Below are 12,587 nucleotides of genomic sequence, written 5' to 3'. Positions count from 1 at the left end.
GTGTAATGCGCAGGAAATCTAAGCCCGGGGCCGGGCGGCAGTCACTACCCGTCCGTATATCGGTATGAGAAAGATAGCCGGTCAGTGGTGCCGCGGTCGGCGGTAGCCGAGCCCGGTGGAGCCGCCGCGCGGCTCAGTCGTTCGGCCGCTGGAGCCGGGCCACGAACTTGTAGCGGTCCCCGCGGTAGACCGACCGCACCCACTCCACCGGCTCCCCGGCCGCGTCCCGCGAATGGCGCGAGAGCAACAGCATCGGCAGCCCCACATCGGTGCCCAGCAGCCCCGCCTCGCGCGGAGTGGCCAGCGAGGTCTCGATGGTCTCCTCGGCCTCGGCGAGCCGCACGTCGTACACCTCGGCCAGCGCCGTGTAGAGGGAGGTGTACTTGACCAGGCTGCGGCGCAGCGCGGGGAAGCGCTTGGCGGACAGATGGGTGGTCTCGATCGCCATCGGCTCACCGCTGGCCAGCCGCAGCCGCTCGATGCGCAGCACCCGGCCGCCGGCGGCGATGTCCAGCAGCCCGGAGAGCCGGTCGTCGGCGGTGACATAGCCGATGTCCAGCAGCTGGGAGGTGGGCTCCAGGCCCTGGGCCTTCATGTCCTCGGTGTACGAGGTGAGTTGCAGCGCCTGGGAGACCTTGGGCTTGGCCACGAAGGTGCCCTTGCCCTGGATCCGCTCCAGACGACCCTCGACCACCAGCTCCTGGAGCGCCTGGCGCACGGTGGTGCGCGAGGTGTCGAACTCCGCGGCCAGGGTGCGCTCCGGGGGGACCGGGGTGCCGGGTGGCAGCGTCTCGGTCATCTCCAGCAGATGGCGCTTGAGGCGGTAGTACTTCGGGACGCGCGCGGTGCGCGCCCCACCGGAGCCGTTGCCGTCGCTCTCGGCCGTCGTGGTGGCCGCCGCTGCCGCCGTTGCCCCCTCGGTCTCCATCGCGCCCTCTCCGACTCCTGGTCCGCTGCCGTCACCGGCGTCCGCCGCCGTCACCGGCCTCCTGATGAATCCAGCGCCTCACATCGTGGCACGGTCCCGGCTCCGGGCGGCCGGTCGGTCCGGATGTCGGGAAGTGTCGGTCCGGTAACGGAGCCTCCGATGACTCTTATACACCCTTGACACCCCAAAAGGTCTAGGCCAAGCTCTGGGCACTGGTCTGGACCATTAAACCCCTGATCCGGCCTTGTGAGGAGAGTGCTGTGAAGCGTGGGCTCATAGCGGCGACGGGTGTCGCGGCAATGCTGGTATCCGTCGCGGCCTGTGGGTCCGACGGCGATGGCGACAAGGCCGGAGCGGACGGTTTCAAGGGGCAGACGCTCACCGTCTGGGCGATGGACGGCTCCACGCCGGACGGCTGGACGAAGGATGTCAAGGCCGCTTTCGAGAAGAAGACGGGCGCCAAGCTGAAGCTGGAGATCCAGCAGTGGAACGGCATTCAGCAGAAGGTGACCACGGCGCTCTCGGAGTCCGACCCGCCGGATGTGCTGGAGATCGGCAACACCCAGACCCCCGCCTACGCGCAGACCGGCGGCCTGGCCGAACTCGATGACCTGAAGAAGTCGATCGGCGCCGACTGGTCGAAGTCGATGAACGACTCCGCGGTATACGACGGCAAGCAGTACGCGGCGCCGTGGTACGTGGTCAACCGGGTCGTCCTCTACAACAAGAAGATCTGGGCCGAGGCCGGGATCAAGGACACCCCCAAGACCCGTACCGAGTTCTTCAAGGATCTCGACACCATCCAGAAGAAGACCGACGCCGAACCGATCTACCTCCCGGGCCAGAACTGGTACTTCTTCGACGGGCTGACCATCGGCACCGGTGCCGACCTCGTCAAGAAGAACGGCGACAAGTGGGTCTCCAACCTCTCCGACCCCAAGGTCGGCAAGGCCATGGACATCTACAAGCAGTACCAGTCCTTCAGCAAGGCCCCCAAGGACAAGGACGAGGCCACCCCGCAGCAGGCCGAGGTCTTCGCCAAGGGCAAGACCGGCGCGTTCATCGGCATGGGCTGGGAGGCCGCGCTCTCGATCAAGGCCAACCCGAAGATCGAGAAGGACATCGGCTACTTCACCATCCCGGGTGAGACCGAGGGCAAGCCGGAGGGCGTCTTCCTCGGCGGCTCCAACCTCGCGATCGCCGCGGGCAGCGAGAAGCAGGAACTGGCCAAGGAGTTCCTGAAGATCGCGCTGAACGACACCTACGAGGGACAGCTCGCCAAGGAGGGCGGCGTCATCCCCAACAAGGAGTCGCTCCAGACGCAGCTCAAGGGCAACCCCGCCGCGCAGGCGGCCGCCCCGGCCGCCGCGACCGGTGGCACCACCCCGCTGATCCCCGAATGGGCCGCGGTGGAGAACGCCCCGAACCCCGTCAAGACCTATATGACCGCCGTGCTCACCGGTAAGTCGCCCGCCGAGGCGGCCAAGTCGGTCGAGGACGAGCTGAACAAGCGCCTCAGCCAGGAGCGTTGAGCACGATGGCCGTAGCGACCGAACGCCAGGACCCCGGCCCGGCGGCGACCGGGGTCCGCCGGGGCGGGGCGCCGCCGGGCCCCCGCCGCCGGGGCCCGGGCGCCCACGGGCGCGCACGGCTGATCGGCGCCGCCCCGTACCTCCTGCTGGTGCCCGCGCTGGCGGTGACCGCCGTACTGCTGGGCTGGCCGCTGATCAAGAACGGCCTGCTGTCGTTCCAGAACCTCAATATGCGGCAGCTGATCCAGCACCTCACCGAGTGGAACGGGGTCGACAACTACCGCGAGACGCTGACCAGCGAGGACTTCTGGCGGGTCACCCTGCGGTCGGTGATCTTCACCGCGGCCAACGTGGTGCTGATCATGGTGCTGGGCACTCTCGTCGGACTGCTGCTGGCCCGCCTCGGCAGCAAGATGCGGCTGCTGCTCTCGGTGGGTCTCGTGCTGTCCTGGGCCATGCCGCCCATCGCCGCCACCACCGTCTTCCAGTGGCTCTTCGCCACCCGCTTCGGCGTGGTCAACTGGGTCCTGGACGCGCTCGGCTGGCACTCCATGGCGCACTACAACTGGACCGGCGGCCAGTTCTCCACCTTCTTCGTCATCACTCTGCTGATCGTCTGGCAGTCGATCCCCTTCGTGGCGATCAACCTCTACGCCGCGACCACCACCATCCCCGGTGAGCTCTACGAGGCCGCCGCGCTCGACGGCGCCGGCACCTGGAAGAGCTTCGCCTCGGTGACCTTCCCCTTCCTCAAGCCGTTCCTGCTGGCCACGACGTTCCTCGAAGTCATCTGGGTCTTCAAGGCGTTCACCCAGGTCTTCGCGATCAACGAAGGCGGCCCGGAGAGGCTCACCGAAACCCTTCCCGTCTACGCCTTCGTCGAGGGTGTGGGCAATCAGCACTACGGCATGGGCGCCGCGATCTCGCTGCTCACCATCGTGGTCCTGCTGGCGCTGACCTCCTACTACCTCCGGATCGTGCTCAGGCAAGAGGAGGACGAGCTGTGAAGCGCTCGCCGCTCGCCCGGCTGTGGCCCAACGCGACTGCCGTCGTGCTCTTCATCGGCTTCGCGTTCCCCGTCTACTGGATGTTCACCACGGCCCTCAAGCCGAACTCGGACATCATCTCCGAGGACCCGGTGTGGTTCCCGACCGGAGCCACCCTCGAACACTTCCAGAAGGCCGTGAACGCGGAGAACTTCTGGACCCTGGTGGGCAACTCCCTCACCGTCACCCTCTCGGCGGTCGTCCTCTCCCTGCTGATCGCGCTGCTCGCCTCGTTCGCCCTGGCCCGGATGCGGTTCAAGGGGCGGCGCGGCTTTCTGCTGACCTTCATGATCGCGCAGATGGCGCCCTGGGAAGTCCTGGTCATCGCCATCTACATGCTGGTGCGCGACGGCGACATGCTGAACAGCCTGCTTCCGCTGACCCTCTTCTACATGGTGATGGTGCTGCCCTTCACCATCCTCACGCTCCGCTCCTACGTGGCCGCGATACCCAAGGAGCTGGAGGAGTCGGCGATGGTGGACGGCTGCACCCGTCCGCAGGCGTTCATCCGGGTGATCTTTCCGCTGCTGGCGCCCGGCCTGATGGCCACCTCGCTCTTCGGCTTCATCACGGCCTGGAACGAATTCCCCCTCGTCCTCATCCTGAACAAGGACCCGGAAGCCCAGACGCTTCCGCTGTGGCTCTCCAGGTTCCAGACCGCCTTCGGCGACGACTGGGGCGCCACCATGGCGGCCGCTTCGCTGTTCGCCATCCCGATCCTGCTTCTGTTCCTGTTTCTGCAACGCAAGGCGGTCGGTGGGCTCACTTCCGGCGCTGTGAAGGGATGATCCCGGTTTATGACGACCCTCGCACACGACTCCGCCACCCTCACCCGCGACGCTCTGACCGTTCTCCAGCCCGGCTTCACCGGAACCACCGCCCCCGACTGGGTGCTGCGCCGGCTCGGTGAGGGGCTCGCCTCCGTCGGCCTGTTCGGCCGGAACATCGCCACGCCCGAGCAGCTGGGCGCCCTCACCGCCCAGCTGCGCGCCGAACGTGACGACGTCCTGGTGGCCATCGACGAGGAGGGCGGCGATGTCACCCGGCTCGAGGTGCGCACCGGCTCCTCCTTCCCCGGCAACCTCGCGCTCGGCGCCGTCGACGACCCGGAGCTGACCCGCGCCGTCGCCCGTGAGATGGGCCGCCGCCTCGCCGAATGCGGCGTCAACCTCAACTGGGCGCCCTCCGCCGACGTCAACTCCAACCCCGACAACCCGGTCATCGGCGTGCGCTCCTTCGGCGCCGAGCCGGGCCTCGTCGCCCGCCACACCGCCGCGTACATCGAGGGCCTCCAGAGCGCCGGAGTCGCCGCCTGCACCAAGCACTTCCCCGGCCACGGCGACACCGCCGTCGACTCCCACCACGCCCTGCCCCGTATCGACGCCGGTCTCGACACCCTGACCGACCGTGAACTGGTGCCCTTCCGCGCCGCCGTCGCCGCCGGGACCAAGGCCGTGATGAGCGCGCACATCCTGCTGCCCGCGCTCGACTCCGACCTGCCTGCCACCCTCAGCCCCGCCGCGCTGCACGGGCTGCTGCGCCGGCCCGTGGCCGACGGCGGACTCGGCTTCGAGGGGCTGATCGTCACCGACGGCATGGAGATGCGGGCCATCGCCGACGCCTACGGCATCGAGAACGGCAGCGTCCTGGCCATCGCCGCGGGCGCCGACGCGATCTGCGTGGGCGGCGGACTCGCCGACGAGGACACCGTGCTGCGACTGCGCGACGCGCTGGTCACCGCCGTCAGCGAGGGGCGCCTGTCGGAGGCGCGGCTCGCCGAGGCGGCGGCGCGGGTGCGCGCCCTGGGGGAGTGGACCCGGCACTCCGCGGGACCGCGCGCGGCGCACGGCATCGAGCCCGCCGCGGGGGTGGGGCTCGACGCCGCGCGCCGAGCGCTCAGGATCACCCCGGCCGGGGCCTCGTACGAGCCCGTGACCGGACCCGCCTATGTGGCCACCTTCACCCCGGACGCCAACATCGCCGTCGGGGCGGAGACCTCCTGGGGCGTCGGCGGCGAACTGGCCCTGCTGCGCCCCGGCACCGGGACCGCCACCTATGGGCGACAGGACGTCGAGGACCGGGGCGTCCCCGCCCTGATCGAAAATATGCTCGACACCGCGGCGGACCGTAGGATCGTCGCAGTGGTCCGCGATGTCCACCGCCACCCCTGGATGGCCGACGCGCTGGACGCCCTGCTCACCGCCCGGCCGGGGACGGTCGTCGTGGAGATGGGGGTGCCCCAGGCGCCGCCCGCCGGGGCGCCGCACATCGCGACCCACGGCGCCGCCCGGGTGTGTGGACGGGCGGCCGCCGAGGTGATCGCCGGCGTCGGCGCCGGTGACCGACCCGGGGACTGACCCCTCAGCTCCCCAGCTCAGCCGGCACAGAGCCACCTGGAGGCACCCAGCATGTCCGCCACGACGACGGCCCAGCGCAGCGACCAGCCGGGCCGGATCATGTCCGGCGAGATGGCCGAGCAGCCCGCCGTGCTGCGCCGCATCCTCGACCAGGGCGCCCCGAGGATCCGTGAGGTCGCGGAGCGGATCGCCGCCCGCAACCCGCGCTTCGTCCTCCTCACCGCCCGGGGCACCTCGGACAACGCGGCGCTGTACGCCAAGTACCTGCTCGAAGTGCTGCTCGGCAAGGCATGCGGACTGACCTCCATGTCCACCACCACCGCGTACGGCGCCCAGCCGGACCTCACCGATGTGCTGGTGATCACCGTCAGCCAGTCCGGCGGCTCCCCGGACCTGGTCGCCTCCACCGAGGCCGCCCGCGCGGCCGGGGCGATCACCCTCGCGGTGACCAACAACGCCGACTCGCCGCTCGCCGCCGTCTCCGAATTCCATATCGACGTCCTGGCCGGGCCGGAGAAGGCGCTGCCCGCCACCAAGACCTACACCGCCGAACTCCTCGCCCTCTACCTCTTCGTGGAGGGGCTGCGCGGCGGCGACGGCGCGGCCGCCAAGGCGCTGCCCGACCTCGCCCAGCAGATCCTCGACCGCCAGGACGAGGTCCGGCAGCTCGCGGGGCGCTACCGCTTCGCCGAGCGGATGGTCCTCACCTCCCGGGGCTACGGCTACCCGACAGCCAAGGAAGCCGCCCTGAAGCTGATGGAGACCAGCTACATCCCGGCGCTCTCCTACTCCGGCGCCGATCTGCTGCACGGTCCGCTCGCCATGGTCGACAACATCTCGCCGGTGATCGCCATCGTCACCGAGGGCAAGGGCGGCCAGGCGCTCCAGCCGGTCCTGGAGCGGCTGCGCGGCCGCGGCGCCGACCTCGTCGTCATCGGCAGCGCGTCGGAGGTGGAGCGGGCCTCGGCCGGGTTCGCCCTGCCGACGGACGGGGTCGCCGAGGAGGTCCAGCCGATCCTGGAGATCCTGCCGCTCCAGATGCTGGCGTACGAGGTGACGATCGCGCGCGGCCAGGACCCGGACGCGCCGAGGGCCCTGGCGAAGGTGACGGAGACGCGCTGAGACGCATGGCGGGGGCCCGCTGACATACGCGGCGGGCCCCGCTGAGGCGTTCGGGCCCCGCTGTGCGGCATACGAAAACGGCTCCCGCGGCCTTCGGGAGGCGCGGGAGCCGGGGTGTGACCCGCGGGCCGCGGCGCCAGGGCGGGACCCTCAACCCACCCGGCACCGCAGCCCGGAGTTGCATCGGCCGAGCGGCCGACCGTGAGGGCCCCGGGCGGTCAGGGCAGAGCGCTCCGGGCCCCTCTATCCGCCCTCCTGTGCGGGGAGAACGGAAGATCGCAGTGCTCGATATTCTGGACTAGACCACTGCTGTCTGTCCATGCTTATGCGCGAATAGGCTAATCCACGGGTGAGGGTAGGCTCGCAATGTGCCCTCCATGAACGACCTCGTCCGCCAGCACACCGCCCTCGACGACTCCGACCTCGAGTGGCTGCACCTGCTGGTCTCGGAGTGGCAGCTGCTCTCCGACCTCTCGTTCGCCGATCTCGTGCTGTGGGTCCCCACCAGCGACGGCACCCGGTACGTCTCCGTGGCGCAGATGCGGCCGAACACCGGGCCCACCTCCTACCAGGACGACATGGTCGGTCATCTCGTGCCCCGCGGTCGCCGCCCCATGCTCGACGCCGCCCTGGACGAGGGCCGGATCGTCCGGGAGGGGGACCCCGAGTGGCGCGAGGAGGTGCCGGTCCGGGTGGAGTCCATCCCGGTCCGGCGGGAGAGCCGGGTCCTCGGCGTGATCGCGCGGAACACCAATCTGCTGACCGTACGGACCCCCAGCCGACTGGAGCTGACCTATCTCCAGAGCGCGTCCGACCTCGCCCAGATGATCGCCGCCGGATCGTTTCCGTTCCCCAACCAGCAGGTCGACATGGACGCCTCACCACGCGCGGGCGACGGGCTGATCCGGCTCGACGCGGACGGGGTGGTGCAGTACGCGAGCCCCAACGCGCTCTCCGCCTACCACCGCCTGGGCCTGGCCGCCGATCTCGTCGGCCACCACCTGGGCAGGACCACCGCCGAACTGGCCCCGGTGCGCGGCCCGGTGGACGAGGCGCTGGTCAAACTGGCCAGCGGCTGGGCGCCCCGGGAGTTCGAGGTCGAGGGCGGCGACGGGGTCATCCAGCTGCGGGCCATTCCGCTCAAGCCCAAGGGGCTGCACATCGGCTCGCTCGTCCTGCTGCGGGACGTCACCGAACTGCGCCGCCGTGAGCGCGAATTGATCACCAAGGACGCCACCATCCGGGAGATCCACCACCGGGTGAAGAACAACCTCCAGACGGTGGCCGCCCTGTTGCGGCTCCAGGCCCGCCGCATGGACTCGGTGCAGGGCCGGGAGGCGCTCGACGAGGCGGTGCGCAGGGTCGGCTCGATCGCCATCGTCCATGAGACCCTCTCCCAGAACCTCGATGAGCAGGTCGAGTTCGACGACATAGCCGACCGGGTGCTGGCCATGGTGGCCGAGATATCGCCCGGCAAGGTGACCGGCCGTCGCACCGGACGCTTCGGCATCCTCGACGCCGAGGTCGCCACGCCGCTGTCCATGGTCCTCACCGAGGTGCTCCAGAACGCGCTGGAGCACGGCTTCGGACCGGGGGAGCAGGGCACGGTCGAGGTTTCGGCGGTGCGCGGTGGCAGCGGTGAGGAGAGCCGGCTGGTGGTGGTCGTCCAGGACGACGGGCGCGGGCTGCCGGAGGGGTTCGACCCCCAGCGGGCCGGAAACCTGGGGCTCCAGATCGTCCGCACCCTGGTGGAGGGGGAGCTGGGCGGGAAGTTCGACATGGTGCCCGCCCCGGAGCGCGGCACCCGTGTGGTGCTGGACGTCCCGGTGCGTGCCGAGAAGCACTGAGCGCGTGATGAGTCCGAGAGCGACTCGTTATCGGAAAGCACTGAGCCCCGGACCCATCCGGTCCGGGGCTCAAAGCTCAATTTGCTGTGCGCATCGGGGGTTCTACGCGCTGCGGCTCGGGGGCCACGGGGTGCGGGCTTCAGGCGCTGGCGTTGCGTGCCCGGTTGCGAGCGGCACGGCGCTTCATGGCGCGGCGCTCGTCTTCGCTCATTCCACCCCAGACGCCGGAGTCCTGGCCGGACTCAAGCGCCCACTGCAGGCACTGCTCCATTACGGGGCAGCGGCGGCAGACGGCCTTGGCTTCCTCGATCTGCAGCAGCGCGGGACCGGTGTTGCCGATGGGGAAGAACAGCTCGGGGTCTTCCTCGCGACAAACGGCGTTGTGACGCCAGTCCATGGCTGCTCCATCTCCTCGTATTGCGGGCTCGTTGCTTGTGAATGTGAACGCTTTCACGAATCCCCCCGCAAGCGTAGGGCCGCCGAACCAGTTGGGGCTGGTGCGGCCTGTGGAATGAGGAGGGGGTTCGGGCTCTCAAGGGGGCCTTCTGGAGGCCGTCCCGATCGCCAAGAAGAGACTCGCAAACCTCGGCGGCGGATACAACCCCTTCCGGAAAGTTTTTTTTGATTCCTTGGTGTCGGCTCTGTCACAGCCGTACTTCCGGTGGGTGGAGCCCAGCCTAAACGTTCGACTGGAAGGACTTTTAGCGCTCTCACTCACACAATCACACGCAGTGCACGGCGTACGCCTGTGAACGTCACGCTCGTACGCAGTCCCAGATGGTCACCGTCCATCTGGAACGGCAGTGGCGCCTGGGATTGCAAGGTGAAGTCCGTCTGGTCGTGGAGCGCCACCACATGCTTGCCGCGAGGGCCGCGTTCGGGCGTCGACCTGAGCAGTTGGGTGGCGTAGCGGGTCATCGCCGACGCCGACAGCTTGGCGAGTCCCAGCACGTCGAGGGCGGTGTCGAAGGACGCCTCGGGCGCCGCGTAGACCGGGCGGTTGCCCAGAAAGGTCCACGGGGCGGTGTTGCAGACTATGGACAGCGCCAGTTCCTCGATCGGGTCCTCGCCCGGCCGCTCGAGGGTGATGGTGCCCTGCCGGCGGTGCGGCTCCCCGATGAACTGCCGCACCATCTGCCGTATATAGAGGGCGTGGGTGGACCGCTTGCCGCGCTCGCGCTGCTGCTCCACCCGGCCGATGACGCTCGCGTCGAAGCCGAGCCCGGCGCAGAAGGTGAACCAGCGGGCCGGGACCGCCTCGTCCCGGGTGCCCGGGGTGCCGGCCGCGAGCCCGAGGCCCACGGTGCGCTCGGTGCCGTCCCGCAGCGCGTCCAACAGGGCGCCGGTCGCCTCGACGGCGTCGTTGGGCAGCCCGAGCGCGCGGGCGAAGACATTGGTGGAGCCGCCCGGCACGACCGCGAGCCGGGGCAGTTCACGCGGCGCGGGGCCATGGTGGAGCAGTCCGTTGACGACCTCGTTGACGGTGCCGTCGCCGCCGAACGCCACCACCAGTTCATGAGTGCCGCCGTCGACCGCCCGCCGGGCCAGGTCGCGCGCATGCCCCCGGTACTCCGTGGTCGCCACATCCAGCTTCAGATCGCTGGCGAGCGCGTGGAAGAGAACATCACGGGTGCGGGCACTGGTGGTGGTTGCTGCCGGGTTGACCACGAGGAGTGCGCGCATGCGCGCCAGCCTACCCATCCGGGCCGACCGGCCGGAGGGGGGTAGGGCCCTGGCGGCCCGGGGGCGGCTAGGCTGCTGGGGTGAGCAGTAAGAAGTCCGCTACCGCGAAGAAGGCGCAGAGGGCCACGGCGCGGAAGGCGACCGAGCGGCAGGCCGCGGCACAGAAGGCCGCGGCACAGAAGGGCGCGGAGCCGAAGGGTACGGAGCCGAAGGGCACGGCCCGGCCGGACGCCGGGGCCGCCAAGGCGACCGCCAGCGCCGATGCCGCGCCCACCGGGCCCCGCCCCGCCCGGCTGACGGCCGCCGCGGCGCTGGCCGCCGCCGAGGGCGTGGTGCTGCTGGGCTTCGGTATCTATGTACTGATCATGGGGCTGACCGGAGACCCGGAGAGCCCGCGGCAGGCGGAGATGCTCGGCGTCACCGTGCTCGCACTGGCCCTGCTGCCGCTGCTTGCGGCCCGCGGGCTGTGGCTGCGGCGCCGCTGGAGCTGCGGCCCCGCGATGATCACCCAGCTGATGGCGCTGCCGGTGGCCTGGACGCTGGTGCAGAACGGCGGCGGGCTGCTCGCCGCCGGAGTGGCCACCGCCATCGCGGCCCTCGCCGTCCTGGCGCTGCTGGTCAATCCGACGGCGACCGAGGCGCTCGGCATCGGCCCCCGCGACGCCTAGCCGGTTTCCGCCTGCGGCGGGCTGTTCCCCTCCCCGCCCCTTCCCGAAACCGGGGCTCCGCCCCAGACCCCGAGACCGGGGCTTCGCCCCAGACCCCGAGACCGGGGTTCCGCCCCTTCCCGCAGTATCGGTATGCGGTTCCGCCGTGTGATGGGGCTCCGCCCCCGGATCTGGGTGGGGCTGTCCTTGGTCCCGGGCTGGGGTTCGTGCCGGAGCGCGGGCTGGGGTTCCGCCCCTTCTCGCGGTATCGGTGTGCGGTTTCGCCGTGTGGTGGGGTTTGGCCCCGGATCTGGGCGGGGCTGTCCTTGGTCCCGGGTTGGGGTTCGTGCCGGAGCGCGGGGCGGGGTTCCGCCTCTTCCCGCGGTATCGGTGTGCGGTTTCGCCGTGTGGTGGGGCTCCGCCCCCGGACCCAGGGGTCCGGGGGCGGAGCCCCTGGTATCGGGAAGGGGCGGGGAGGGGAACAGCCCACCGGGCATCCCGTAGCGCTCGCTACTCCTCGACCAGCAACTTGTCGCGCAACTGCGCGAGCGTGCGGGCCAGCAGCCGGGAGACATGCATCTGGGAGATGCCCACCTCCTGCGCGATCTGCGACTGCGTCATATTGCCGAAGAACCGCAGCAGCAGGATCTTCTTCTCGCGCGGCGGCAGATCCTCCAGCAGCGGTTTGAGCGATTCGCGGTACTCGACGCCTTCCAGCGCCTCGTCCTCCGCGCCGAGGGTGTCGGCGACCGCGGGGGACTCGTCATCCGTGTCCGGGACGTCCAGGGAGAGGGTGCTGTAGGCATTCGCGGACTCCAGACCCTCCAGCACCTCCTCCTCGGAGATGGACAGATGCTGGGCCAGCTCATGGACGGTCGGGGCGCGGCCATGGCGCTGGGAGAGCTCCGCGGTGGCCGTGGTCAGCGACAGCCGTAGCTCCTGCAACCGGCGCGGCACCCGCACCGCCCAGCCCTTGTCGCGGAAGTGGCGCTTGATCTCGCCGACGACCGTGGGCGTCGCATAGGTCGAGAACTCCACTCCGCGGTCCGGGTCGAACCGGTCCACGGACTTGATCAGCCCGATGGTGGCGACCTGGGTGAGGTCGTCCAGCGGCTCACCGCGGTTGCGGAAGCGCCGGGCCAGATGCTCCACCAGCGGCAAATGCATACGCACGAGGTTGTTGCGCAGCTCGGCCCGCTCCGCGGAGCCCTCCGGCAGCCGTCGCAGCTCGGCGAACATCGCCCGCGCGCCGCTCCGGTCATGCGGATCGTGCTGCTGATGCACCTGCTCGTGCTGGTCCATGTGGTCCGCCCGCTCTGGTCGGTCTCCTGCCGCCTCCGAGTCCGCGGGATGCGGCCGGGCCGGCGGGTGCGGGATGGCCGGGGTACCCACTCCCCGCGATGATGCAGTGCTCACGGAGCCCCC

General features: G+C 70.2%; 11 protein-coding genes. 7 read left to right on the top strand and 4 right to left on the bottom strand.

Going from position 1 to position 12,587, the window contains the following annotated elements; all coding sequences use genetic code 11:
• Positions 1-133: 133 nt before the first annotated feature.
• Positions 134-928 carry a GntR family transcriptional regulator gene (locus tag AB0E24_RS01915; protein WP_069873125.1) on the bottom strand — a complete coding sequence of 265 codons (795 nt, stop codon included), beginning with the start codon at positions 926-928 and terminating at the stop codon, positions 134-136.
• Between the two features lie 260 nt (positions 929-1,188).
• Here AB0E24_RS01915 and AB0E24_RS01910 point away from each other — a divergent pair, with 260 nt between their 5' ends.
• The 6 genes from AB0E24_RS01910 (at position 1,189) to AB0E24_RS01885 (ending at position 8,832) form a co-directional block, all read left to right on the top strand.
• Positions 1,189-2,460 carry an extracellular solute-binding protein gene (locus tag AB0E24_RS01910; protein ID WP_359374399.1) on the top strand — a complete coding sequence of 424 codons (1,272 nt, stop codon included), beginning with the start codon at positions 1,189-1,191 and terminating at the stop codon, positions 2,458-2,460.
• Positions 2,461-2,465: 5 nt separating this feature from the next.
• On the top strand, positions 2,466-3,467 hold the full coding sequence (locus tag AB0E24_RS01905; protein ID WP_069873129.1) for a carbohydrate ABC transporter permease: 1,002 nt from the start codon (positions 2,466-2,468) through the stop codon (positions 3,465-3,467).
• The gene (locus tag AB0E24_RS01900) at positions 3,464-4,294 is read left to right on the top strand and encodes a carbohydrate ABC transporter permease (protein ID WP_079258955.1); all 831 of its coding nucleotides are present in this window, start codon (positions 3,464-3,466) and stop codon (positions 4,292-4,294) included. The genes AB0E24_RS01905 and AB0E24_RS01900 overlap by 4 nt, the downstream gene beginning before the upstream one ends.
• 9 nt (positions 4,295-4,303) lie before the next feature.
• Complete coding sequence (locus AB0E24_RS01895) at positions 4,304-5,863, top strand: glycoside hydrolase family 3 protein (RefSeq protein ID WP_359374395.1); 1,560 nt, start codon at positions 4,304-4,306, stop codon at positions 5,861-5,863.
• Between the two features lie 51 nt (positions 5,864-5,914).
• Positions 5,915-6,985 carry an SIS domain-containing protein gene (locus AB0E24_RS01890; RefSeq protein ID WP_069873136.1) on the top strand — a complete coding sequence of 357 codons (1,071 nt, stop codon included), beginning with the start codon at positions 5,915-5,917 and terminating at the stop codon, positions 6,983-6,985.
• 377 nt (positions 6,986-7,362) lie between these two features.
• On the top strand, positions 7,363-8,832 hold the full coding sequence (locus tag AB0E24_RS01885; protein WP_174886304.1) for a sensor histidine kinase: 1,470 nt from the start codon (positions 7,363-7,365) through the stop codon (positions 8,830-8,832).
• Positions 8,833-8,971: 139 nt separating this feature from the next.
• On the opposite strand, the gene AB0E24_RS01880 is transcribed toward AB0E24_RS01885, so the two are convergent.
• On the bottom strand, positions 8,972-9,229 hold the full coding sequence (locus tag AB0E24_RS01880) for a WhiB family transcriptional regulator (protein ID WP_014054815.1): 258 nt from the start codon (positions 9,227-9,229) through the stop codon (positions 8,972-8,974).
• Positions 9,230-9,546: 317 nt separating this feature from the next.
• Positions 9,547-10,515 carry a diacylglycerol/lipid kinase family protein gene (locus tag AB0E24_RS01875; RefSeq protein WP_069873140.1) on the bottom strand — a complete coding sequence of 323 codons (969 nt, stop codon included), beginning with the start codon at positions 10,513-10,515 and terminating at the stop codon, positions 9,547-9,549.
• A gap of 293 nt (positions 10,516-10,808) precedes the next feature.
• On the opposite strand from AB0E24_RS01875, the gene AB0E24_RS01870 reads away from it, so the two are divergent.
• Positions 10,809-11,183, top strand: coding sequence for a hypothetical protein (locus tag AB0E24_RS01870; RefSeq protein ID WP_359374768.1), 375 nt, complete (start codon positions 10,809-10,811; stop codon positions 11,181-11,183).
• Positions 11,184-11,672: 489 nt separating this feature from the next.
• Here the strand turns inward: AB0E24_RS01870 and AB0E24_RS01865 are convergent, their stop codons facing one another.
• The gene (locus AB0E24_RS01865) at positions 11,673-12,578 is read right to left on the bottom strand and encodes an RNA polymerase sigma factor SigF (protein ID WP_370685154.1); all 906 of its coding nucleotides are present in this window, start codon (positions 12,576-12,578) and stop codon (positions 11,673-11,675) included.
• Positions 12,579-12,587: the final 9 nt, after the last annotated feature.

Origin of the sequence: Streptomyces malaysiensis subsp. malaysiensis, from assembly GCF_040653035.1 — a bacterium.
GTDB classification, from domain to species: Bacteria; Actinomycetota; Actinomycetes; order Streptomycetales; family Streptomycetaceae; genus Streptomyces; species Streptomyces malaysiensis.
Note: the sequence above shows the minus strand (reverse complement) of the source record. Positions and strands in the feature narration are given on the sequence as shown.

Excerpts from the sequence above, each read along its gene's own strand:
- AB0E24_RS01915 (WP_069873125.1), bottom strand. The coding sequence starts at position 928 with ATGGAGACCGAGGGGGCAACGGCGGCAGCGGCGGCCACCACGACGGCC.
- AB0E24_RS01905 (WP_069873129.1), top strand. The coding sequence starts at position 2,466 with ATGGCCGTAGCGACCGAACGCCAGGACCCCGGCCCGGCGGCGACCGGG.
- AB0E24_RS01895 (WP_359374395.1), top strand. The coding sequence starts at position 4,304 with ATGACGACCCTCGCACACGACTCCGCCACCCTCACCCGCGACGCTCTG.
- AB0E24_RS01890 (WP_069873136.1), top strand. The coding sequence starts at position 5,915 with ATGTCCGCCACGACGACGGCCCAGCGCAGCGACCAGCCGGGCCGGATC.
- AB0E24_RS01885 (WP_174886304.1), top strand. The coding sequence starts at position 7,363 with ATGAACGACCTCGTCCGCCAGCACACCGCCCTCGACGACTCCGACCTC.
- AB0E24_RS01880 (WP_014054815.1), bottom strand. The coding sequence starts at position 9,229 with ATGGACTGGCGTCACAACGCCGTTTGTCGCGAGGAAGACCCCGAGCTG.
- AB0E24_RS01875 (WP_069873140.1), bottom strand. The coding sequence starts at position 10,515 with ATGCGCGCACTCCTCGTGGTCAACCCGGCAGCAACCACCACCAGTGCC.